Origin of the sequence: Absicoccus porci (assembly GCF_003725415.1) — a bacterium.
In the GTDB taxonomy this organism is placed as follows: domain Bacteria; phylum Bacillota_I; class Bacilli_A; order Erysipelotrichales; family Erysipelotrichaceae; genus Absicoccus; species Absicoccus porci.
Genome location: NZ_RJQC01000001.1, coordinates 552,452 through 575,873, shown reverse-complemented (window position 1 = coordinate 575,873; position 23,422 = coordinate 552,452). Strand labels below are relative to the sequence as shown.

At 37.7% G+C, this 23,422-nt stretch carries 20 protein-coding genes; 4 read left to right on the top strand and 16 right to left on the bottom strand.

All coding sequences use genetic code 11. The annotated features are described in order from the left end of the window. Nucleotides 1-70: 70 nt before the first annotated feature. The gene (locus EDX97_RS02900) at nucleotides 71-2,158 is read left to right on the top strand and encodes a glutamine synthetase III family protein (protein WP_128519685.1); all 2,088 of its coding nucleotides are present in this window, start codon (nucleotides 71-73) and stop codon (nucleotides 2,156-2,158) included. Nucleotides 2,159-2,192: 34 nt separating this feature from the next. On the opposite strand, the gene ybaK is transcribed toward EDX97_RS02900, so the two are convergent. From ybaK to ppdK, 3 genes are all read right to left on the bottom strand, one after another. After that, the gene (ybaK, locus tag EDX97_RS02895; protein WP_128519684.1) at nucleotides 2,193-2,687 is read right to left on the bottom strand and encodes a Cys-tRNA(Pro) deacylase; all 495 of its coding nucleotides are present in this window, start codon (nucleotides 2,685-2,687) and stop codon (nucleotides 2,193-2,195) included. Nucleotides 2,688-2,691: 4 nt separating this feature from the next. Beyond that, nucleotides 2,692-3,879: a MalY/PatB family protein gene (locus EDX97_RS02890; protein ID WP_128519683.1), complete on the bottom strand. Its 1,188-nt coding sequence runs from the start codon at nucleotides 3,877-3,879 to the stop codon at nucleotides 2,692-2,694. A 70-nt stretch (nucleotides 3,880-3,949) separates the two neighbouring features. Continuing rightward, nucleotides 3,950-6,580, bottom strand: a complete 2,631-nt coding sequence (ppdK, locus tag EDX97_RS02885) for a pyruvate, phosphate dikinase (RefSeq protein ID WP_128519682.1) — start codon at nucleotides 6,578-6,580, stop codon at nucleotides 3,950-3,952. A 135-nt stretch (nucleotides 6,581-6,715) separates the two neighbouring features. Between ppdK and EDX97_RS02880 the strand changes: the two genes are divergently transcribed. Further along, on the top strand, nucleotides 6,716-8,113 hold the full coding sequence (locus tag EDX97_RS02880) for an LTA synthase family protein (RefSeq protein WP_128519681.1): 1,398 nt from the start codon (nucleotides 6,716-6,718) through the stop codon (nucleotides 8,111-8,113). A 12-nt stretch (nucleotides 8,114-8,125) separates the two neighbouring features. Here EDX97_RS02880 and EDX97_RS02875 read toward each other — a convergent pair whose 3' ends face one another. Then, nucleotides 8,126-8,611: a Spx/MgsR family RNA polymerase-binding regulatory protein gene (locus tag EDX97_RS02875; RefSeq protein ID WP_128519680.1), complete on the bottom strand. Its 486-nt coding sequence runs from the start codon at nucleotides 8,609-8,611 to the stop codon at nucleotides 8,126-8,128. A 93-nt stretch (nucleotides 8,612-8,704) separates the two neighbouring features. Here EDX97_RS02875 and trpS point away from each other — a divergent pair, with 93 nt between their 5' ends. Beyond that, on the top strand, nucleotides 8,705-9,697 hold the full coding sequence (gene trpS / locus EDX97_RS02870) for a tryptophan--tRNA ligase (RefSeq protein ID WP_128519679.1): 993 nt from the start codon (nucleotides 8,705-8,707) through the stop codon (nucleotides 9,695-9,697). A gap of 76 nt (nucleotides 9,698-9,773) precedes the next feature. On the opposite strand, the gene EDX97_RS02865 is transcribed toward trpS, so the two are convergent. From EDX97_RS02865 to mraY, 3 genes are read right to left on the bottom strand one after another with little or no spacing between them, the layout of a single operon-like run. Continuing rightward, nucleotides 9,774-10,598: an undecaprenyl-diphosphate phosphatase gene (locus EDX97_RS02865; RefSeq protein ID WP_128519678.1), complete on the bottom strand. Its 825-nt coding sequence runs from the start codon at nucleotides 10,596-10,598 to the stop codon at nucleotides 9,774-9,776. Between the two features lie 3 nt (nucleotides 10,599-10,601). Beyond that, a complete protein-coding gene (gene murD / locus EDX97_RS02860; RefSeq protein WP_128519677.1) occupies nucleotides 10,602-11,918 on the bottom strand; it encodes a UDP-N-acetylmuramoyl-L-alanine--D-glutamate ligase in 1,317 nt (438 codons plus the stop codon). A gap of 1 nt (nucleotide 11,919) precedes the next feature. Further along, on the bottom strand, nucleotides 11,920-12,900 hold the full coding sequence (gene mraY / locus EDX97_RS02855) for a phospho-N-acetylmuramoyl-pentapeptide-transferase (RefSeq protein ID WP_128519676.1): 981 nt from the start codon (nucleotides 12,898-12,900) through the stop codon (nucleotides 11,920-11,922). A 147-nt stretch (nucleotides 12,901-13,047) separates the two neighbouring features. Here mraY and rpmB point away from each other — a divergent pair, with 147 nt between their 5' ends. Continuing rightward, nucleotides 13,048-13,239, top strand: coding sequence for a 50S ribosomal protein L28 (gene rpmB / locus EDX97_RS02850; protein WP_128519675.1), 192 nt, complete (start codon nucleotides 13,048-13,050; stop codon nucleotides 13,237-13,239). A gap of 40 nt (nucleotides 13,240-13,279) precedes the next feature. Here the strand turns inward: rpmB and EDX97_RS02845 are convergent, their stop codons facing one another. From EDX97_RS02845 to priA, 9 genes are read right to left on the bottom strand one after another with little or no spacing between them, the layout of a single operon-like run. Beyond that, entirely contained in the window at nucleotides 13,280-14,503 is a 1,224-nt protein-coding gene (locus EDX97_RS02845) for a DUF308 domain-containing protein (RefSeq protein ID WP_183164241.1), read from the bottom strand. Nucleotides 14,504-14,516: 13 nt separating this feature from the next. Then, nucleotides 14,517-15,122: a thiamine diphosphokinase gene (locus tag EDX97_RS02840; protein WP_128519673.1), complete on the bottom strand. Its 606-nt coding sequence runs from the start codon at nucleotides 15,120-15,122 to the stop codon at nucleotides 14,517-14,519. Next, nucleotides 15,119-15,781, bottom strand: a complete 663-nt coding sequence (rpe, locus tag EDX97_RS02835) for a ribulose-phosphate 3-epimerase (protein ID WP_128519672.1) — start codon at nucleotides 15,779-15,781, stop codon at nucleotides 15,119-15,121. The genes EDX97_RS02840 and rpe overlap by 4 nt, the downstream gene beginning before the upstream one ends. Beyond that, complete coding sequence (gene rsgA, locus EDX97_RS02830) at nucleotides 15,771-16,622, bottom strand: ribosome small subunit-dependent GTPase A (RefSeq protein ID WP_128519671.1); 852 nt, start codon at nucleotides 16,620-16,622, stop codon at nucleotides 15,771-15,773. The genes rpe and rsgA overlap by 11 nt, the downstream gene beginning before the upstream one ends. Before the next feature lies 1 nt (nucleotide 16,623). Continuing rightward, nucleotides 16,624-18,285 (bottom strand): Stk1 family PASTA domain-containing Ser/Thr kinase, encoded by a 1,662-nt coding sequence (gene pknB, locus EDX97_RS02825; protein WP_128519670.1) that lies wholly within the window; start codon nucleotides 18,283-18,285, stop codon nucleotides 16,624-16,626. A 2-nt stretch (nucleotides 18,286-18,287) separates the two neighbouring features. Beyond that, nucleotides 18,288-19,025 carry a Stp1/IreP family PP2C-type Ser/Thr phosphatase gene (locus EDX97_RS02820; protein ID WP_128519669.1) on the bottom strand — a complete coding sequence of 246 codons (738 nt, stop codon included), beginning with the start codon at nucleotides 19,023-19,025 and terminating at the stop codon, nucleotides 18,288-18,290. After that, nucleotides 19,022-20,068, bottom strand: a complete 1,047-nt coding sequence (gene rlmN, locus EDX97_RS02815; RefSeq protein WP_128519668.1) for a dual-specificity RNA methyltransferase RlmN — start codon at nucleotides 20,066-20,068, stop codon at nucleotides 19,022-19,024. The genes EDX97_RS02820 and rlmN overlap by 4 nt, the downstream gene beginning before the upstream one ends. Before the next feature lie 26 nt (nucleotides 20,069-20,094). Next, a complete protein-coding gene (gene rsmB / locus EDX97_RS02810; RefSeq protein WP_128519667.1) occupies nucleotides 20,095-21,297 on the bottom strand; it encodes a 16S rRNA (cytosine(967)-C(5))-methyltransferase RsmB in 1,203 nt (400 codons plus the stop codon). 1 nt (nucleotide 21,298) lies between these two features. Continuing rightward, nucleotides 21,299-23,404 carry a replication restart helicase PriA gene (gene priA, locus EDX97_RS02805; protein WP_128519666.1) on the bottom strand — a complete coding sequence of 702 codons (2,106 nt, stop codon included), beginning with the start codon at nucleotides 23,402-23,404 and terminating at the stop codon, nucleotides 21,299-21,301. Nucleotides 23,405-23,422: the final 18 nt, after the last annotated feature.

Sequence of the window (23,422 nt, the reverse complement as noted above, 5' to 3'; positions counted from 1 at the left end):
TACATTTTAACGCATTCACTCTATTAGGACAAATTTCATGTTAGAATATACATAGTTGGAGGTTTACGAAATGAAAATCGTTGATGATTATTTTGGTTGTGATGTATTTGGACCCGAAGCTATGCAAAAATATCTGCCACATTCGGTTTATAAGATCATGATGGATGTGATGGAAAATGGCAAAGAACTCCCTGCTTCAATTGCCGATATTGTTGCGAATGCGATGAAAGATTGGGCCACACAGAAAGGCGCTACCCATTTTACCCATTGGTTCCAGCCAATGACAGGTATCACCGCTGAAAAACATGATGCATTTATCAATCCGGCCGGACCGAACAATGTAATTAGTGAATTCCGAGGCAAAGAATTGATCAAGGGTGAACCGGATGCATCCAGTTTTCCAAGTGGAGGGTTACGTGCTACTTTTGAAGCGCGCGGTTATACGGCCTGGGATCCTACAAGTTATGCTTTTGTGAAAGACAAAACACTGTATATCCCTACTCTATTCTGTTCTTTTGATGGTTCTAGTTTGGATAAGAAAACTGGTTTACTTCGTAGTATTGATGCCTTAAATGCAGCCGGTGTTCGATTGTTTAATTTAATGGGTTTTGATACTAAGAAAGTAAATGTAACGGTCGGACCAGAACAGGAATATTTCTTGATTGATGAAAAGTGGTACAAAGAACGGATGGACTTAATGGTCACTGGTCGTACGTTATTTGGTTGTCCACCCGTGAAAGGACAAGAATTGGATGATCATTATTTTGGCAACATTACACAACGCGTAAAAGCGTTTATGGAAGAAGTCGATGAAGAATTATGGAAGTTGGGTGTTTATGCCAAAACGGAACATAAAGAAGTCGCTCCATGTCAATTTGAATTAGCACCTGTATATAGTTCCTTAAATTATGCGAGTGATCAAAATCAATTAACCATGGAAGTATTGCGTAAGGTAGCTCATCATCATGGTTTAGTATGTTTGCTTCATGAAAAACCTTTTGATGGTATCAACGGTTCGGGCAAACATGATAACTGGTCTATTTCCGATGATAAAGGCGAAAACATTCTTGAACCTGGTGATTCCCCAGAAGACAATATCCGTTTCTTGACTGTCTTAGCTGCCATTATCAAAGGTGTGGATGAATATCAGGATTTGTTGCGTTTGAGTGTTGCCACAGCTGGTAATGATCATCGTTTGGGAGCCAATGAAGCCCCACCTGCTATTATTTCAATCTATTTAGGTGAAGAACTTACGGCCATCTTACAGGCCATTGCTTCTGGTAAAGAATATGTCGATCATATCAATACAAAATTAGAGTTAGGCGTTTCTTCACTGCCACAAATTTCCAAAGATACGACCGATCGAAATCGTACAAGTCCATTTGCGTTTACTGGCAATAAGTTTGAATTTCGTATGTTAGGTTCGGAATTGAACATTTCTTGTCCGAACACGATTTTAAATACAATTGTTGCGGAAGAATTCACGCAATTTGCGGATGTATTAGAAAAGAGCGATTCAAAACATCGAACCGAAGATATCATCGCTTTGATTCGCAAATCTTTGAATGAACATGAACGCATCATCTATTCTGGAAATGGATATTCGGAAGAATGGCGACAAGAAGCTTTACGACGTGGCCTGTTGGAATTTAAGACCGCAGCCGATGCGATTCCTCATTACACAGAACCAAAGAACTTAGCTTTGTTTGAGAAACACAATGTCTATTCCGATAGTGAATTACATGCTCGTGAATCCATCTTGTTGATGAATTATTATCAATTGATCCACATTGAATCAAAAACAATGGCTTATATGTTGCGAAAACAAATCTTACCTGCCGTATTTGAATATGAGGCAGAATTAGCAACCATCATGCAAACGAAAAAAGAAGCTGGTATCCAAGCTTCCTTGGAAGCCAAAGTATTGAAAAAAATCAACGAACCACTCACGACATTGGATAAACAACTGGATGAATTGGAAACAATGAATCAGAAAGATTTTACGGATCCTCATCAAGCCAGTCGCTATGCAGCCGATGAGTTATTACCATTGATGAATGCGGTTCGTGCTTCTACCGATACGATTGAAGAGAATATGCCAAAGAAAGCTTGGCCAATTCCAGATTATAATGACATTTTGTTTCAATCGGTTGAATAAAAAATGTGGCTACATCATTGGATGTAGCCATTTTTTAATGATCCGTTATCAAATCAGCAGCTTCCATAGGAATAACTTTGATTAAATCGTGGGGATCCATTTCAATTTGTGTACCGATCTTTCCCCCACTAAAGAAAATATGCGCTTGTTCGAATGCACTTTTATCAATAAAGGTTCGAAATTGTTTTTTCATGCCCAATGGTGAACATCCACCACGAATATATCCGGTGATCTTGTTGATATCCTTCACATGAATCATTTCGACATGTTTTACACCAGCTACTTTTGCACATTTTTTCAGATCCAATTCTTCGGCAACGGGAAGCATAAATACAATAAACTCTTTGGTGTTAGCTTGTGTTACCAAGGTTTTAAAAACATTGACTGGATCTTGCCCTAACATTTGGCATACATGAATTCCATCGACAGGATCTGTATCTTTGTGTTCATACGTATGCACATCATAATTTACTTTACAACGATCCAAATAGCGCATCGCATTGGTTTTTTGCACTTTCTTTTTTGACATATTATCAATCATACTCCTCTATATAGCGACGCATTGTTCGTGTGTGTAAGCCCGAACGCAGCAATAATAAATTTTCTAACAATTGTTGACGTGGCAAAGCCACATTCATACGAAAAAAAGCTTGTCCATTCTTACCAAAATCCGATCCTTTAGATAGGAACAATCCATCTTTTTCCAACAATAATTTGCATAATCCATCGGTATTCTCTACCAATTGACTGCAATCAATCCACAAAAGATAGGTAGCCAAACTCTCGACTACACGCAATTCTGAAATGGATTCACGAATAAATTCCGTTACAATTTTTTTATTTTCAGCTACATATGCATTCATCGCATCCAACCAATCACCGCTGTTTTCAAAAGCAGCAATGGATACCTGTGCATTGAAAAAGCCATTTCCAGTAATCAATGCTTGTTCTAAGGCAATCTTGGCTTGTTTACATAATGCCGGATTAGGAATGATCACACAAGCACTGGATAAACCAGCGACATTGAAAGCTTTTGTACACGAGACCAAAGTAATACTGTTGTTCCAGCAGGTTTCACTAGCTTTCGCATAAGGTACATATGTGTATCCTGGTTGAACGATGTCACAATGAATTTCATCACTCACAACTAAGACATGATGTTTTTGACATACATTGCCGATATGTTCCAAATCTAAACGATCCCACAGATTGCCTGTTGGATTATGTGGATTACATACGATCATCATTGAGGTTTTTTTATCTGCTAGTTGATGATCCAGTTCATTAAAATCAATGATATATGATCCATTCACATATAAAAGTGGATTTTCAATACAAACACGACCCATATTTTCAATGATGTGTCGGAACATATGATATCCAGGCGTCATGATCACAATATGATCGCCAGGCTGCGTAAAGCGTTGAATCATTGCGTTTAAAGCTGGTAATACACCCGTTACATATTGCATCATTTCTCTTTCAAATTGGATGCCATGACGTTCTAACCACCATTTTTGAATGGATGTATAAAAAGCAGGTGGAATCAATGTATAACCATATACTTGCGGATATAAACGATTTGAAATCGCTTGTTGAATGGCTGGGGCAACTTGGAAGTCCATATCAGCCACCCACATCGGAGCTTTGACATTTTTTAGATCCCATTTCATCGAATCTGTATATTTACGGTCAATGACCTTATCAAAATCATATATCATATTTATCACCTACTATGCATTTTAACATGCAAAAAAAAGGACTTCAATTGAAGTCCCTTATCTGTATAATTTACTTTCCAAATTTGATTGCAGCTTGTGCAGCAGCCAATCGAGCAATTGGTACACGATATGGTGAACAAGAAACATAGTTCAAACCAACTTGTTGACAGAAATCAATGGAAGCTGGATCACCACCATGCTCACCACAAATACCTAATTTAATATCTGGACGAGTTTTACGACCACCTTCGGCAGCCATCTTGATCAACTTACCAACACCTTTTGTATCCAAATGAGCAAATGGATCAGAATCAAAGATATTGTCATCATAGTAATCGGACAAGAATGAACCAGCATCATCACGTGAGAAACCAAATGTCATTTGGGTCAAATCGTTCGTACCAAATGAGAAGAATTCAGCTTCTTGTGCAATTTCATCTGCTAATAAAGCCGCACGTGGAATTTCGATCATGGTACCTACATGATATTTCATGTCCACATTGGAATCCTTGATCAATTTATCGGCTGTTTTCGAAACAATGTTCTTCACAAATTTCAATTCATGGACAGAACCAACCAATGGAATCATGATTTCTGGTTCAATATGCCAATCTGGATGACGATTCTGCACATTGATGGCCGCTGTAATCACAGCTAAAGTTTGCATTTCTGCAATTTCAGGGAATGTGATTGCTAAACGAACACCACGATGACCTAGCATTGGGTTGAATTCATGTAAATTGGCAATTACGGCATCCAATTCTTCCTTAGGCATCTTCATTTCTTTCGCCAATTCAGCAACTTCTTCATCTGTTTTTGGTAAGAATTCATGTAGAGGTGGATCCAAATAACGAATCGTTACTGGTTGTCCTTGCATAGCTTCATACAAACCTTCGAAGTCTTGTCGTTGCATTGGTTCGATCTTAGCTAAAGCAGCACGACGTTGTTCCGTTGTCTTCGAAACGATCATTTCACGCATAGCTTTGATACGATCTCCTTCAAAGAACATATGTTCGGTACGTGTTAAACCAATACCTTGTGCACCGAATTCATAAGCTTGTTTGGCATCACGAGGTGTATCTGCATTGGTACGAACTTGTAATGTACGTCTTTCATCCGCCCATTTCATGAAGCGTTCAAAATTACCAGTAATGGCAGCTGGAACACTCTTAATAGCTTGTCCATATACCTTTCCTGTTGAACCATCAACGGAAATGATATCGCCACGATTGAAACGTTGACCATTCACTACGAAATAACCTTCGTCTTCATGCATATCAATATCACTGCAACCAGCTACACAGCAAGCACCCATACCACGAGCTACAACGGCCGCATGGCTGGTCATACCACCACGAACAGTTAAGATAGCTTCCGAAGCACTCATACCTTCAATATCTTCTGGACTTGTTTCTAAACGAACCAAGATGACTTTACGTCCTTCATCATTGGCTTGTTTTGCTTCTTCTGCACTGAAGACAATTTCACCAGATCCAGCACCTGGAGAAGCTGGTAAACCTGTTGTAATTGGTGTTGCCGATTTTAATGCTTCTGGATCAAACATTGGATGCAATAAAGAATCCAATTGTTGTGGTTCAACCATCATCAATGCTTCATCCGTTGTGATAGCACCTTCATCAACCATATCGGTTGCAATCTTTAAAGCTGCTTGAGCCGTACGTTTACCATTACGTGTCTGCAACATGAACAATTGACCTTTTTCAATGGTAAATTCCATATCTTGCATATTGCGATAATGTTTTTCAAGGGTATCACAGATTTCCAAGAATTTGTCATAGGCTTGTGGTGCCACTTCTTTTAGGTGATCAATTGTCTGTGGTGTACGAATACCAGCAACAACATCTTCACCTTGTGCATTCATCAAGAATTCACCATATAATTTCTTTTCGCCAGTACTTGGATTACGAGTGAAGGCAACACCCGTACCACAGTCATTACCCATGTTTCCAAATACCATCATTTGTACGTTAACAGCTGTTCCCCAACTGGAAGGGATATTATTCATACGACGATAATAAATTGCACGTTCGTTGTTCCAAGAACGGAAAACAGCTTCGATAGCTCCCATCAATTGGTCTTTTGGATCTTGTGGGAAATCAGCATTTAATTGGTCTTTGTAGAAATCTTTAAAACGAACAACCAATTCTTTCATATCATCAGCCGTTAGGTCTAGATCACTTTCAATACCACGTTTTGCTTTTACATCATCAATGATCTTTTCAAAACGAGATTTGTTTAAACCCATAACGACATCAGAATACATTTGTACAAAACGACGATACGAATCATACGCAAAACGAGGATTATCGGTAAGTTTTGCCACTGTTTCAACGACTGTATCATTCATACCTAAGTTTAAGATCGTATCCATCATACCAGGCATACTAGCACGTGCTCCAGAACGAACACTAACCAATAAAGGATTTTTTGTATCTCCTAATTTTTTGCCCGATTGCTTTTCTAGCATATCTAAATATTCAAAGATTTGCGCTTTGATTTCATCATTGATGGTTTCATTATCTTCATAATATTGTGTACAAGCTTCCGTTGTAATCGTGAAACCATAAGGAACTGGCATTCCTAAATTACTCATTTCCGCTAGGTTGGCTCCTTTTCCACCAAGAAGCTCACGCATATGCTCGTTACCTTCACGGAACAAGTACGTATATTTTTTTGTCATTATTTTCCTCCTTTGTAAGCCTTTTCGCTTTTCCATTATAACATAGAAACTTAAGTGTCATAAAAAAAAGTTTTCAAAGCCAAGCGGAAACTTTTCAATTTCTTTTCTTGATCCATTTGTGCTATACTTATTTCTATGATTTTAGCCTATATTCCTGTATTTGTTTGTTTAACTTTATTGGTATCTGCGAAATGGTCCTTCTCGTATTTTGGCTTATCTTGTTTTGAACAAATTATCTTTCATTTAAAAGTCCCATTGGAAGGCACCAATACCGAATTCATCACCGACTGGATAAAGAAATGCGGTATTAAAGCTCTGGGATTGACCATCATTGTTTATTTCATCCAAAGTTGGTTTTTCCCTCACCCGTTCGTTTTTATTCTATGTGCAGCCTCGCTGATTTGGGCCGCTCATACAGTTGGCATGTTTGAATGGATCATCAATCAATTTCGAAAAACCGATTTATATGAAACCTATTTTGTAGATACCAATACAGTGAAAATGACCTTTCCGGAAAAGAAACAGAATCTAATATACATATTTGTCGAATCCTTAGAAACAACTTATACATCCAAAGAAAATGGTGGCGATTATCCTGAAGATTTGATTCCTCGTCTTTCTCGATTGGGAAAAGAACATTTGAATTTTTCCCATCAAGAACAATTAGGTGGAGCTCATGTTTTGGCAGGAACTGGATGGACAACTGGTGGTATTGTCGCCCAAACATCCGGAGTAGGCTTGACCGTGCCGTTAACCAGTCATCGTTTCAAAGAAGGCGTACCTTTCTTAGAAAAAACCAAAACATTACAAGATATTCTCCATGAAGAAGGATATCAACAAGAATTCTGTATTGGTTCGCAAGCTGCTTTTGGTGGTCGTAAATTTTATTTTGATACCCATGGTCCTGTAAAGATTTTTGATTACAATACCGTAAAAAATCAATTGCCTGCGAATTATCCGGTATTCTGGGGATTTGAAGATGAGAAATTATTTGCGTACGCAAAAGAAGAAATTACCAAGATGGCAAGTAAAGATCAACCGTTTCATTTTTCTATGTTGACGGTGGATACACATCATCCCAAAGGCTATAAAGATCGACACTATCAAAATCAATATCCGGAACGTTTATCCAATATCATTCATGAATCCGATCGTAAAATTGGTGAATTTATCCAATGGATCCAAGCACAACCTTTTTATAAAGATACAACCATTGTGATTTGTGGGGATCACACAAGTATGGCCGAAGAATATATTTCACATACATACGATCCATCGTATGATCGCACAACCTTTAATACGATCATTCATGCGAAAAATAAACCGAAACAAAATAAAAATCGAAAGTTTACCTCTTTTGACTTCTTCCCAACTGTATTAAGTGCGATGGGTGTAAAAATCGAAGGAGATCGATTGGGATTTGGTACCAATCTGTTCAGTGATCAAAAAACAATACCAGAAAAAATAGGTTATAAACGATTTGATAAAGAATTACGTAAACAATCCAAATATTATTGGGAACACATTCTATAAAAAAAGTACAAGCTAAATTTCTGCTTGTACTTTTTCTTCGGTTGGTAATACCAATTGTCCTGGCTGGCGAACCGATCCACATAAAGGATAATTTGGACAAGAATCGTTGCACGATTTTTCACAAACATCATCAAATTTCGAACGCATCGATGGTGTCATCATCGTTGTGATTTCATCATCATCATAGCCAACCACAAAGCTTTGTTTACTGATCATGATTGGTCGCCGTAAGATGGACGGATTTTTTTGAATTAAATCAACCAATTCATTTGTAGAATATTCGTCAATATCTTTTTCCAATGCTTTATATGCTTTGGAACGAACCGATATAATATCTTCTGTTCCATTTTCACTTCTTGATAAAATATATTTGATTTCATCTTTATTCAATAAAGTAGTAAAGATATTTTTTTCTACAAATTCAATTTGATTATCTTTTAACCATTGTTTTGCTTTCCGACAACTCGCACATCCAGGTGAAGTATAAATAATGACCATAGAATACCTCCTTGTCTTTTCTTCTTTTCATTATATCAACCTTGTCAAGTCCTTCTTTAATCAGTAAAATAGAATCATTGGAGATGATAAACTATGAAACGTGTATTAAGTGCTGTAAAACCTACAGGCCGAATGACACTTGGCAATTATATTGGCGCCATTCGCCAATTTGTACAGTTGCAAGATGAGTATGAAATGTTCATTTTTATTGCCAATGAGCATGCCATTACCATTCCCATCGAAGCAAAAGAATTGCGTCAGAATACAAAAGATCTGATTGCCCTCTATTTAGCTGCTGGATTGGATCCAGCCAAAGCAACGATTTTCCTGCAAACGGATGTACCAGCACATGCCCAATTGGGATGGGTCATGACATGTATGTCCTACATGGGTGAACTGCAACGCATGACACAGTATAAAAGTAAAACAGCCAATGGTGAAACCGGCATTACTGCTGGCCTATTCACCTACCCTTGTTTGATGGCAGCCGATATTCTTTTGTACGATGCAGAATATGTTCCCGTTGGAATTGATCAAAAACAACATGTGGAATTGACGCGTAATCTAGCTGAACGATTTAACCATCGATATAGTGATACCTTTGTATTACCGGAACCATTAATGACCGAAGTTGGACAAAAAATCTACTCTTTACAAGATCCAACAAAGAAAATGTCGAAATCGGAAGGAAATGGCAAAGGAACGATTGAACTATTAGATGATCCAGCGGCTGCTCGTAAGAAAATCATGTCGGCCGTCACCGATTCTTTGGGCATCATTCAATACGATCCAGAAAATCAACCAGGACTAGCTAATTTGCTGACGATTCAATCTTGTCTTACCAACGAACCAATCGATAGTATCGTGAATCGTTATCAAGGCAAAGGTTATGGTGAATTGAAGAAAGAAATTGGCCAAACCGTTTATGATTTCTTAACAGATCTACAAACAAAATACAAAGAAATTATGGCCAGTGGCCAAATTGATGATATCCTTGCCCAAGGTGCTGAAAAAGCGAATTACATTGCCAATAAGAAAATACGTAAAGTGTATAAAAAAGTAGGCTTTACCATTTCAAAAAAGTAATCACATCAAATCAAGCTGTCTCATTCTCGAGACAGCCTTTTTTATAAATAAAAACGCAGATTTCTCTGCGTCTCTTTTATAAGATATAAAAGAATAAAATGATAAAACAACCAAGAATAATACGATACCAACCAAATACTTTGAAATCATGTGTTTTTACATAATCCAACAAAGCACGAATCGCAAACAAACTGACTATATAACTAACAACCGTTCCTACCAATAATAATATCAATTGTGATAGAGTGAACATCCCCGTATTAGTCAAATATTTAACGACCTTTAATAAAGAAGCACCAAACATCGTCGGAATCGCAATAAAGAATGAATATTCACTGGCTAATGTACGTGTACAACCGGATAACAACCCTCCAAGAATGGTTGCTCCCGAACGAGAGGTTCCGGGAATCAAAGCCAAACATTGGAAGAAACCAATTTTTAAAGCCGTTTTATAATCCATGCGATAAATACTCTTGATCGTTGGTTTTTTTGGATGCTGCTCTACAATGATAAAAATGATACCATAGGCAATCAATGCAACCGCAATCACAAAGTTTTGTGATAAATATTCATCGATGATGTCATTCAACAATAAACCAATCACAGCGGCAGGTATTACCCCAACAATAACTTTGATCCACAAATTATATGTTCGGATCTTTTCTTTTTCCGTTTTGGATTTATCCCAAGGATTCAACCGATGATGAAATAAATACAACACAGCTAAGATAGAGCCAAACTGAATCACAACTTTGAATACATCAAAGAATTCAGCTGGCAACATGGGCCAAATACTATTAAAAATCAATAAGTGGCCAGTACTACTAATTGGCAACCACTCGGTAATACCTTGAATGATACCTAAACAAATGGTTTTGATCAAATCAAATAGAAAGGTCATAAATTATCTCCTTGTTTTAGCGTATGCATGTACCATATTTTTATATATTTCACCACGCACTTCGTAATTCTTGAATTGATCAAAACTCGAACATGCAGGACTCAATAAAATGGTATCGCCTGGTTTGGCAATCTTACATGCTTCCGCAAATGCAGCCTGCATTGTTTCTACTGAAGTTTGATGGGTAAAAATATCTTTAAATTGATCTTTCGTTTGACCAAAAGAGAAACAATGCTTGATTTTATGATCATATTGCTTTAAATCATCAAAAGAAATATGTTTATCTTTCCCCCCACATAAAAGAATTACATTCTCCTTAAATGCACTTAATGCTGCACAAGCACTATGTGTATTTGTAGCTTTTGTATCATTATAGATGCGTACACCATCAATGGTAGTGACATATTCAATTCGATGTTCGACGCCTTTAAAGTTTTGAATCACATCTTGAATATCATCTAAAGATACGCCCATTAAATATGCCATACAAGCTGCCATCATCGCATTTCCACAATTGAATGCACCCACAATTTTTAAATCATTGACATGAAATAAGGAAATATCTTGATACCATGCTTGTCCATCTTTCACATACAAATCGACATCCTGTCTTTGTAAGGAAAAATCAATGACTTGACATGGAATATTTTGTGCATATTTCATGATATTGGGATCATCCACATTGCGAATAAAATAATCTTCTTTTGTCGTATTTTTATAGATACGCATCTTTGAAGAATAATAATCGTCTAATGAATCCATATAATCCAAATGATCTGGTGCCAAATTGGTTATTGTCGAAACATGTGGACGGAATGAATCAATACCTAACAATTGGAAATTACTTAACTCCAAAGCAATGCGTGTATCTTGATCATCATGCGACAAAACTTGTTCGCTCAATGGAATACCAATATTTCCAGCCGTTAAAGCCGGTCCAGCCTTCTTTAACATTTCATATAATAGCGTGGTCACCGTTGTCTTTCCATCGGTTCCAGTAATTGCACCATAGCTAAAATGCTTAGCAAATCGATAAGCCACTTCAATTTCGGTATATACCGGTACTTTCGCATCCACAAAATATTTAATGATTGGCACACGATAAGGAATGCCTGGATTTTTCACAACAAAGGCATACTCCGTATTCAATAACCAATCCGGATGTCCTCCATCCACAACTTGAATACCTAGATCCTCCAATTCCTCTTTTTCAGGAACTTCTTTCGCATCTGTCAACAGGACATCGTATCCATTTTTCTTCAGTAATTTACTGACAGCTACACCAGAACGTGCAGCACCAATAACAAGAACTTTTTCCATCTTACATCACTCCTATGAAGAATCCAAGAACGGCTAAAACAACACCAGCGAACCAAAATCGATGAACCACTTGCGTTTCCGACATGCCACCTTTTTCAAAATGATGATGTAAAGGTGCCATTCGGAAAATACGTTTATGCGTTCGTTTATAGTGTGTAACCTGAATCACAACACTCAAAACTTCAACAACGAATACACCACCAATTAAAATCAATAGAATCTCTTGTTTTAACACCATGGCTACGGCTGCAAAGAAACCACCTAAAGCTAAAGAACCCGTATCTCCCATAAAGATCTGCGCAGGATGTTTGTTGAATTTTAAATAACCCCATAAGGAAGCAATCAACAATACGATCAAAAACGCAATATGATCCATTTTTGCACGTTGGGCGAAAATCACAAAAGGCACTAACGCAATGATCATTTGCCCAGCACATAATCCATCCAATCCATCGGTTAAATTGACGGCATTGGTTTCGGCTGTAAACATTAAATAAATGATCACAAAATAGAAAGGACCTAATGGAATATGGATGTTTGCGATAGGAATCCAAATATCCATGGCCACATCGGTTCGCATATATAATAAAAAGAAAATAACCGCTAAAACACTTTGCATCGCAAATTTAGCTTTTGGCTTTAATCCTTCATTATTTTTTTGAACAACGATGATATAATCATCAATAAATCCAATGATTCCATAACCAATAAAAGCCAATAAAATAATGCCCGACCGCATATCAATTGGCACCAAATGACACAAGGCAAACACCAAATAAACCAATGTTGGTATCAGAATAAAAGCGATACCACCCATCGTCGGTGTTCCATTTTTCACTTTATGAGAAGCCAATCCCTCTTCTCTTTCTGTTTGACCAAATTTGATTTTATGTAGATAGGTAATCAGATGCGGCATGATCAAAAGCATCAAACCTAAACAAAGAATCGCACCAAATATATATGTATATATTGAAATCTGCATGTTTACTTCTCCAATCAACGCCGTTATTATAACATTATACGAATAACCAAACAAATTAAATTTCCACTTGAAATACATATAAATCAATGCTAATATTATTAAGCAATTGCGTAAGCAAGATTCAATGAAAAAAGGAGGCCAATCAGGATGTCAAGAAGATGTGCAGTATCTGGACGTGGTCCTTTATCAGGAAATAGACGTTCTCACTCTTTACGTGCTACTCGTCGTAAATGGAATGTGAATTTGCAGAAGGTTAGAATCAACGTCAACGGAAAACCTCAGACAGTTCGCGTAAGTGCTCGTGAATTGAGAACATTGAAGAAACAAGGCGCTATTTAATAAGGACAAAAAAATTGATGGATGTAAATCCATCTTTTTTTTATGCCGCAATATGTATTTTTCGATAAACAATGGGACTCTTTGCCTTCTTAAATTCATGTTCTAACCATACAAAATACGCACCCGGTGAAACGACACCTCGACTATTCAATATGGCGGATCCCAATTTGGAAAATACGATATTGGTGAACTGTGCACAATTATCACCCAAAGCCCAATAGGTTTTGAATTTTCCTTTCCTAATTTTATAAAATTGCACCTGCGTCGCATTACGCAACCGACTCGGATAATCATTCATATAATCCTGTGCATGTGAAAAACCATTTTCTCTTTCAATGGCACAGAACCAACGTTTTGACCGTTCCTTTAATTTTTTGATTTCTTGTTCAATCCATTTTGCTTGTTTTTTACTGATAGAAATTCCATATTCAAAAACCGAATTCTTTTCCATATGCAACATTTGATCCAAATACGCATCAAAAGGAAGCATAAAGAAGACGCCATCACCCATGGTACCATTCAATTTTGACGATTCTGCATCATAGTTCCCATAACTATACACACAATCCTTATAAGCAAACGCAATATGTCCTACTTTCTGCAACCCTTGTGGACCGACTTGGACCATGACTTTTAAAAATGTTTTTTCATTGGTTTTTTGATCCATCAACTCCGTTTCCGTTTGTTTCTGTAGACGCTGCACACGTTGGCCTGGTAAAAAAGCTAAAACGATTGCCGGCAACATAAGGTAATGTTTTCGTTGCCAATGATAATCCTTTTTAATTCCTGTCCAACCATCTAAAAAAGAACGACCTGCCAATCCCATACAATAGATACCATATAGAATAATCAACACATTCACATCAAAATGCGGATGAATGATAAGATAGAAGCCAATGAATAGAGAGAAGACCCCATTTCCTAAATCGATCAAAGCATGCCCTTCTTTGGTATCTAAATCAATTAAATATTGAACCAAACAACTCACACAATACATCAACATATAAACAGCTGTACCCATACGAATGATTTCATTTGAAAAGTGTTGGTCATTAAAAATAAAAACCGCAAAACCAATCGATAACAAACCAAATCCAATATCCATTACTTTATGATTCTTCCCTGGTTTTAACAGCTTTCTTGTTCCATTCACAAAAAAGATAAATGCCAAACATGTATCCATCATTCGTAATAAACGTAATGGCCAACCAATCATAAAAATACCACATAAAAGATAGATCAAGCCATAACCAAATTCTTTCATATACATTCCTTCTCTATTGATAATTGGATTCTACACAAAGCAAGCTTCCTTTTTCCACCAAAACATGTGCCTCTTTTTCGACAAATGAATTGGATGTCAAATATAAATCACTAACCTCTATTAAACGATGATCCAATGGATATAACAAACCTTCTAAAGTTAAGATTGATTCTTCCAAAGGAAAAAAAGAAATATGTCGATACGCATTCTTTAGAATATGTTCCCCTTTTTGTAGAATGGATACTTTTTGTTTTTCATCTTGCAGTACCACTAGATCTGGGTTATGCTTCAACAACTGAATATTCAAAAGCGTATGATCCAAACGATTGGAAAGTCCACCCCATAAAATAATGGACGTATAGCCTCTTTCTTTACATAAACGAATAGCTAATTCGCTATCGGTCTCATTCTTTTTAACAGGATGCTGAATGACTTCCATACGCTCTTTTAATGCTTGTAATGCGTCTGCATCCATGGAATCAAAATCGCCAATTGCTAAAAGACAAGGATAGCCAGCTTCTTCAATCAATAAAGCACCCGCATCCACACCTATGTAATCTACATTTTCCATAGCTGGTACAATTTGGGATTTTGGTGTAATTAAAAGCGCTGTTTTCATTTCAACAACGCCTTCACATTTTCAATAATATTTCCTTTAAATACAAAACTGCCTGCAACCAAAGTATCGGCACCGGAATCGACAGCCGTCTTATAAGTCGTACCATTGATTCCTCCATCGACTTCAATGCGATACGAAAGTTGCTTTGCCTCTCTTTGATTCACTAACCATTTTACTTTTGGCATCATATCTTCCATGAAGGATTGACCACCAAATCCTGGCTCAACCGTCATGATCAACACCATATCACAACTTGATAAAACCGGTTGGATGATTTTGACATCTGTCTTCGGTTTTACGACCACACCAGCCATAGCACCCAATTTATGAATTTCATCCAGTAAAGATTGAACTTTTTCCATATCATTATCTAAAGCTTCCACATGGAATGTCACCATATTCGCTCCGGCATCAATAAAGATGGGTGCATACTTAGCAGGATCCGAAACCATCAAATGCACATCCATAACTAAATCACTGAGCTTACAGAAACCTTTTAAAATATCCGGTCCAAATGTAAGATTAGGTACAAAATGTCCATCCATAACATCAAAATGTAACCATTTTGCGGGCGAAGCATTCAGTTGAGCCACTTGTTCTGGCATTTTTGAATAATCCATCGATAATACCGATGGTGAAATAATACGACTATTTTCCATACTGTTTTTCCTCTCTTTTTATCTGAATATAATCTTCATATATACTTGGATTAATCAACCCTTTTTCTAATGCTTCCTTTATCGCACAATCTGGCTCATTATCGTGGATACAATCTGAAAAACGACAATGACCTAAATAAGGTTGAAAATCCTTGATTTGTGTATCCAAATGTGATGTATCAATACGCGAAAAATCTAAGCTTGAAAATCCTGGTGTATCCGCTACCCATCCACTTGCCACTTGATGAAGCTGACAATATCGAGTAGTATGTTTTCCTCTTCCCAATGCCTTGGAAATTTCTTGGGTCTGCAAAGAAAATGAAGGATCTAAACGATTCAACAAAGAACTTTTCCCAGCTCCTGACTGACCACATAAAACACTGATTTTGTCTTTTAAAACCTTTTTTAAATCCTTATCATCACTGCCAGGATATGTATAAACAATGGTATATCCGGCTTTTTCATACCATGCCATCTCCGCTTGATACTTGGCCATATCAACGAGATCGGCTTTGGTAATGCAAATAACGGGTTCCACATGGGATAAGCTCACCAAAAAAATCAATCGATTCAATAAATGGCAAGCATAATCGGGATCTTTCATACTAGTCACGATTAGTGCTTGGTCAACATTCGCAATGGCTGGTCGTAATAAACGATTGCTTCTAGGCAGTATCTTTTCAATCACATAGCGATCATCAATGGCTGAAAATTCAACCCAATCGCCAACAACTGGCGCTTGGCCTTTTCGCATTTTTCCTCGTGGCCAAGCTACCACAAATTGCTTATCGTATTCAATTGTATATTGATTCGAAATAATCTTTATAATTCTACCTTGCATACTATTGATAATACAGTGTAACGACACTGTCTGATCCTTCCTGTGTATATGTTGATCCGACACTTGGACTCACATTCACAACAACACCGGTATCCCCACTACCTGATAATACCACCGCAATGCCTTGATCATTCAAAGATTCTTTGGCTTCATTCACATCCATACCAATTAAAGATTCAGGAATCACGATCGTTGGATTTTGACTCACTACAAACTGAATGGTTTCATTTGCATTTGGATCAATTCGGGTACCGGCTTTTAATTTCTTTTGCGACAAGATCACACCTGGATTGGTATCGGCAGCATTTTTATATTTCACTTCAATATTAAGTTTTACACCCTCTTTATCCAATGTATATTCAGCTTCTTCTAACGTTTGTCCAGTAAAATCTTCGACCAGATACCCCGGTCCTTTGGATACTTTTAAAACAATGGTATTTCCATGATAAACCGATTGTCCAGCATCATAGTTGCAGGAAATCACCTTACCCTTGTCTACGGAATCACTCAATACCTTTTTGATCGTAATATGGGTAAAGTTTTTTGCTTTTAATTTCTTTTTTGCTTGAGAAGTCGATAGATTCACAACATTCGGAATGGTTTGGTAACCCAATAAACCATCCACCTGAATCACATGACCAGCAACCAAACCTAATAACAGGATCAAACAAACAATAAGAATAACGATCGTACGAATGATCCACGTAAACCATGGAAATTTCCGTTTTTCTTCCGTTTCGATGGGCTCATCCGAATATTCAACTTCTACATGCCCATCATTGACATCCACTTTCGCAATATTTGGTGTGGTAAAACTGATTCGTTCTACATTCCGCATTTCCCAATTCATACAGTTCTGAAGATCTTCTAACATCGCATAAGCTGATGAATACCGATCTTTTGGATCTTTTGCGGTCGCTTTTAAAATAATATTTTCTACCGCTTGTGGAATCGCTGGATTAAAATCGCGCACATACGGTATGGGTTGCCGTAAATGCTTGACGGCAATTTCCGTTGGTGTCTTTCCATGAAAAGGAACATCACCAGTCAACAATTCATAGAATACAATGCCCAATGAATAAATATCCACTTGCGCGGTTGGCTCTTTTCCCTGTGCAGTTTCTGGTGCCAAATAATGAGCCGACCCCATCACCGCATTGTTTAAAGTCAATTGCACAGCATCATTCGCAATCGCAATACCAAAATCAGTAATCTTGACCGTTCCATCGTCTTTGACTAGAACATTTTGCGGTTTGATATCGCGATGAATGATATTGTGTTTATGCGCATGATCAATAGCACTGGTAAGCTGGGTCATGATTTGAATGGATTCACTGACACTCAATGCACCACGCTGTTGGATCAATTGTTTTAGTGTACGTCCGCGAATAAATTCCATGACAATATAATGCATGCCATCGGACTCACCTACATCATAGATATCAACAACATTAGGATGGGATAGACGACTTGCTGCACTGGCTTCTCGCTGGAAGCGAACCAATGTCATGGCATCGTGACTTAATTTTTCACGTAATATTTTTATGGCAACAATTCGATTTAAAATGATATCTTTCGCTTTATAGACATCGGCCATTCCCCCCTGACCGATCAGCGAAATGATCTCATATCGATTGGCGACTTCTTGTACAGCTAACGGCATAGTTATAACCTATCATTCTCAACGATCACGACGGTACAATTATCATATCCACCCGCACGATTTGCCTTTGAAATAAGTTCCTTGGTTTTTTCTTCCAGACTCATTTGTGGATCTTCAACAATCTTTTGGATATCATTATGGGAGACATATCCATGTAAACCATCACTCGATAATAAAATATATTGGAATGTATTTTCAATCTTGTGTAAATCGATTTGAAACACATGCCAAACCCCTAACGCATTCGTTAACGTATTTCTTTGTTTATGCCAACGCGCTTCTTCTTTGGTGATTTCGCCTTTACGCAGTAAACGACTAACCACATTGTGGTCTTCCGACATTTGAATCAGTCCTTCTGCATAATCGGCATATACACGTGAATCACCAACATTGAAAATATAAGCCGATTTCTTTGTCATCAAAAAACCAACACAGGTCGTTCCCATGCCTCGTTCGCTTTTATTATGTTGCGCTTTATAATAAATCGCATCATTTGCCTTATTTAAAGTTGTTTGGATCCATTCATCCACTTCATAATCATGGTCCAATACAGGTGACTGGATAAAAGCATCTTTGATGGTATGTACCGCAATATGACTGGCCACTTCACCGGCTGCACTGCCACCAATGCCATCGCAAACAATCGCAATACAGTCACCACGATCATTTTCTAGGTAACAGAAATCATCTTCATTTTCCTGACGTACATTGCCTATGTCTGTACTTCCAAATGCTTTCATTGGCCCAATCCTTTCTTGATTTCGTTGATACGTAATTGTCCACAGGCCGCATCAATATCCTGTCCATGTTCTTTCCGGATCGTACAACGAACATGATTTTTCATCAAAAGATCATAAAAGACCATGGCTGCTTCTCTGGTCACACTTTTGAATTGTTTTTCATCCACTGAATTATAAGGAATCAAATTCACATACGCATTCAAGCCATGAAGCAATTTCGCTAATTGTCTGGCATGTTGTGGCTGATCATTGATACCTTTTAATAAAATATATTCAAACGTCAAACGACGATTATTTTCTTGACCATAATAACGAATGGCTTTCATCAATTCCGACAATGGATACGCTTTATTGATTGGCATTAATCGAGATCGCAATTCATCATTGGGGGCATGCAAACTAACAGCTAAATTATATTGGGTATGTTCATCCGCAAACTCATAAATACGAGGAACAACACCACACGTCGAAATGGTGATATGACGAGATCCAATACCTAAACCACGATCATGATTCACAGTGGCTAGAAAATTCATCACATTCTCATAATTATCAAACGGCTCTCCCGTTCCCATCACGACAATATGACTTAATCGTTGATCTTCTTTATCCAATTCTCGTTGAATATTCAAGAATTGAGCAACCATTTCCCCACTCGTAAGATCACGTCGCTTTTTGGTTAGCCCGCTGGCACAAAAAGCACATCCCATATTACATCCCACTTGACTTGAAACACAAACACTTCGACCATAATCAAAAACCATCATAACGGATTCAAGTAAGGAACCATCTTCGGTTTGAAATAAAAATTTGGTCGTGCCATCATGTGAGACTTGTTTTTTTACCAATTTTAAGGGATCAATCACAAATCGTTCCTTTAAGATGGATCGAGTTTCTTTTGACAAATTCGTCATCGCATCCACATCGGTCACTCTTTCGCGATACAACCACTGAAAGATCTGGTGGCCTCGAAATCGCTTCCATCTCATGGACTGGGCAAAATCGCCCATTTGTTCATAATTCAAGTCGTATAAGCTTTGCATACTGCCTCCTTTGGTACATTTTCATATTATACCAAATTCTCTAGTTTTTGCATCTTTGCCATAAAAAATCCATCATGCACGGAATCTGGAAAGATTGTTTTTTGAGATAATAACGTAAATTCCGAATGAGAACGCAAGAAATTCTCAACTTGTTTCTCGTTTTCTTTCTTGTTTAATGTACAAGTTGAATAAACTAAAATACCACCCTTTGTGACATGAGAACTTGCACAATCTAGGATTTGGGCCTGCAACGGAATTAGTGTATCCATATCACTCGGTTGCATATGTAATTTGATATCGGGCTTCCGAGCCAATACCCCATATCCGCTACAAGGAACATCACATAAGATCTTTGTATACAAGCCTAAACCATCTAATTTTGTCGCATCGCCTACTTGGGCATGAATACAAGATAAGTCCAATCGTTTGGCATCTTGTTGGATCAATTGTACCCGATGCGCATGGATATCGATACAATCGATCCGTCCTTCGTCCTTCATCATTTCAGCCATGGCCATGGCTTTGGTTCCCGGCGCACTACAACAATCCAATACGACATCGCTTGCTTGTACATCCATAAATTGGGCAATGGCAAAAGAACCACGATCCTGGACGCTAATTTTTCCAGATGTATACAATGGATCTGAAGCAATATCATGACCTATGTAAATATCTGGCTTTTTGATATTCTCATTTTGCCATAACGTTTCTTCATCGATGCGCAAAGGATTGTATCGAATCGTAACCGGTAAGATCTGACAAGACGATTGAGCAATGGTTTTGGCTTTCTCTTTTCCATATTGTTTGGTCCACATTTTTACGATCCATGACGGACAAGATGTTTGAAAAGCAATCGGATCTTTTTCATCTTCCAATGGTTTGACTTTATGCAAAATGGCATTCACAAATCCTTTGGATCGTGGTTGGATACCACCAGCTAAATTGACAGCATCATTGATAATGGCATAAGCTGGTACTTTATCCAAAAACAATAATTGATACGTACTCATTGTCAATAAAACCGCAATCTTGTCATTGACCTTGCCTTTGGCATACGTGCGCCAGCAAGATTCACAATAGGACCAGTTTTGGATCGTACCATAGAATATACGTGTGGCCAGATTTCGATCCTTGGGATTACACGTTTTCAAATGTTTACGCAAATATAAATTGGAATATTCTCCATGTAGTTTTACTGCAATTAATGCATTCAAGACCCATTTTCGCATATTATTCCTCCAACAACATCGGATACATATTGATATCGATATTTCCTTTCATCGCTTTCGCAATTTTCCATACACAATCATGTAATGTTTTTTGATCTTTTGCTTTTAAGACCAGACGACATCGTGCTTTTTTCTGTCGCATAGAAATTTCAACAGGACCTAACACTTTTACCGACAAAGCCAGTTTCTTAGCTTGCGATGCTTTTTTCATTGCTTTGTTAGAATCAACATCGGAAAAAATCAAAGTGCACATATAGACATAAGGTGGATACATACCCAGATGACGAAATTGCATCTCTTGTTTAAAAAATCGTTGATAATCGTGATGAAGGACACAACGCATCACATACTGATTGGGATCAAACGTTTGGATAAAGACTTCGCCTTGTTGCGATTGCCGTCCGGATCGACCCGATGCTTGTTCCAACAAATCATAAGTTAGTTCATTGGAAGAAAAATCCAAACGAGCTAAACCACTATCCGCATTGATGATACCCACTAAACTCACACGCGCAAAATCCAATCCTTTCGCAACCATTTGTGTCCCTAATAAGATATCTCCAGAGCGTTCAAATTCACTTAATAATTTTTGATGTGCTCTTTTTTTACGCGTGGTATCCGCATCCATACGAATGATGTGTGCTGATGGAAAAAGGGTTTGCAGCTGTTCTTCTAATTTTTCAGTTCCCATACTGGATTGATAGAAATGATGACCACCACAAGATGGACATGTATTCGCATAGGGAAAGGTTCGGCCACAGCAATGACACATCAGTTGATGATCTTTTTTATGATACGATAAAGCCAATCCACAATCAGGACAAGTCATGATCTGACCACAATCCATACATCGCATAATGGGAAGATAGCCTCTTCGATTTAATAATAAGATTGTTTGTTCCCGACGGTTTAATCGAATAGAAATCGCATCCAACAAATCTTGAGACAATCCAAAATGAGTTTTTTGCGTTTTCATGTCCACTAAATGAATCATGGGCATGGAAACCGAAATACGATGGGTCAATGTAACCAAATGATATACGCCTTTATAAGCACGAGCATAGGACTCTAAACTTGGCGTTGCACTGGCTAAGACAACTTTGCATCCATGATAGTTGGCACGCCATTTCACGATATCCCGTGTATGATAACGAGGCATGTTTTCTTGTTTATAAGAAGAATCGTGTTCTTCATCCATCAAAATCAATCCAAGATCAGAAAATGGCATAAAAACAGCGGATCGTGTACCTACGACAATATCGACTTTATGTTCCTTAACCAGTCGGTATTGATCATATTTTTCTTGTGCATTCAATTGCGAATGATAAATCGCAATGCGTTTTCCAAAACGAGCAGATACTTGATTGATCATCATCGGAGTCAGTCCAATTTCAGGCACTAAGAAAAGGACTTGTTTTCCGCTTGAAAGAACTTGCTGGGCTAATTGTAGAAACACTTCCGTCTTTCCCGAACCAGTCACACCGTGTAATAAAAAGACAGTATCGTTCGATTTTGAAATGATCAAAACAGCTTGTTTCTGTTCGGAAGTTAATGTAAAAGAATGATTTTCATGCAAGGAAGCAGGCATCGACATTCCTTTGGGGCGTTGTTCGATGGCAATATATCCTTGATCAATCAAGCGTTGTGTCATCGTACGAGATTGTTTACGTAGTTGTGACAATTTACAAGGAAACGAGATTGAAGCCAAAAACGTCGTTTGTTTTGGTGTCAAAGATCCGGAACCATTTCCTTTCATCGCCCATTGTTCATAAATAACATGCGTATGTGATGAGGATGGTTTAAGAGCTGGAGGCAACATTGTTTTTAAACAACTGATCTTGGATGTGACATAATAATCAGACATCCAGGATGCCAAATCTAACAATTCTACATTGAGTAATGGTTTTGGATCCAATACTTCCAGCACAGATTTTACCGTATCGAGATCACATTGATTGCTGATTGAATCCACAAAGCCAATCAAGGTTTGATGGCCAAAAGGTACTTTGACACGACAACCTACGGACACATCCTGCTCTGTTTGATACGTAAATGTTTGATTTAAAGATAAACTATTATGTTCGATATATACTTGTACATAATTCATGATGTTATTATCTGATTA

Excerpts from the sequence above, each read along its gene's own strand:
- EDX97_RS02900 (WP_128519685.1), top strand. The coding sequence starts at position 71 with ATGAAAATCGTTGATGATTATTTTGGTTGTGATGTATTTGGACCCGAA.
- ybaK (WP_128519684.1), bottom strand. The coding sequence starts at position 2,687 with ATGTCAAAAAAGAAAGTGCAAAAAACCAATGCGATGCGCTATTTGGAT.
- EDX97_RS02890 (WP_128519683.1), bottom strand. The coding sequence starts at position 3,879 with ATGATATATGATTTTGATAAGGTCATTGACCGTAAATATACAGATTCG.
- ppdK (WP_128519682.1), bottom strand. The coding sequence starts at position 6,580 with ATGACAAAAAAATATACGTACTTGTTCCGTGAAGGTAACGAGCATATG.
- EDX97_RS02880 (WP_128519681.1), top strand. The coding sequence starts at position 6,716 with ATGATTTTAGCCTATATTCCTGTATTTGTTTGTTTAACTTTATTGGTA.
- EDX97_RS02875 (WP_128519680.1), bottom strand. The coding sequence starts at position 8,611 with ATGGTCATTATTTATACTTCACCTGGATGTGCGAGTTGTCGGAAAGCA.
- trpS (WP_128519679.1), top strand. The coding sequence starts at position 8,705 with ATGAAACGTGTATTAAGTGCTGTAAAACCTACAGGCCGAATGACACTT.
- EDX97_RS02865 (WP_128519678.1), bottom strand. The coding sequence starts at position 10,598 with ATGACCTTTCTATTTGATTTGATCAAAACCATTTGTTTAGGTATCATT.
- murD (WP_128519677.1), bottom strand. The coding sequence starts at position 11,918 with ATGGAAAAAGTTCTTGTTATTGGTGCTGCACGTTCTGGTGTAGCTGTC.
- mraY (WP_128519676.1), bottom strand. The coding sequence starts at position 12,900 with ATGCAGATTTCAATATATACATATATATTTGGTGCGATTCTTTGTTTA.
- rpmB (WP_128519675.1), top strand. The coding sequence starts at position 13,048 with ATGTCAAGAAGATGTGCAGTATCTGGACGTGGTCCTTTATCAGGAAAT.
- EDX97_RS02845 (WP_183164241.1), bottom strand. The coding sequence starts at position 14,503 with ATGAAAGAATTTGGTTATGGCTTGATCTATCTTTTATGTGGTATTTTT.
- EDX97_RS02840 (WP_128519673.1), bottom strand. The coding sequence starts at position 15,122 with ATGAAAACAGCGCTTTTAATTACACCAAAATCCCAAATTGTACCAGCT.
- rpe (WP_128519672.1), bottom strand. The coding sequence starts at position 15,781 with ATGGAAAATAGTCGTATTATTTCACCATCGGTATTATCGATGGATTAT.
- rsgA (WP_128519671.1), bottom strand. The coding sequence starts at position 16,622 with ATGCAAGGTAGAATTATAAAGATTATTTCGAATCAATATACAATTGAA.
- pknB (WP_128519670.1), bottom strand. The coding sequence starts at position 18,285 with ATGCCGTTAGCTGTACAAGAAGTCGCCAATCGATATGAGATCATTTCG.
- EDX97_RS02820 (WP_128519669.1), bottom strand. The coding sequence starts at position 19,025 with ATGAAAGCATTTGGAAGTACAGACATAGGCAATGTACGTCAGGAAAAT.
- rlmN (WP_128519668.1), bottom strand. The coding sequence starts at position 20,068 with ATGCAAAGCTTATACGACTTGAATTATGAACAAATGGGCGATTTTGCC.
- rsmB (WP_128519667.1), bottom strand. The coding sequence starts at position 21,297 with ATGCGAAAATGGGTCTTGAATGCATTAATTGCAGTAAAACTACATGGA.
- priA (WP_128519666.1), bottom strand. The coding sequence starts at position 23,404 with ATGAATTATGTACAAGTATATATCGAACATAATAGTTTATCTTTAAAT.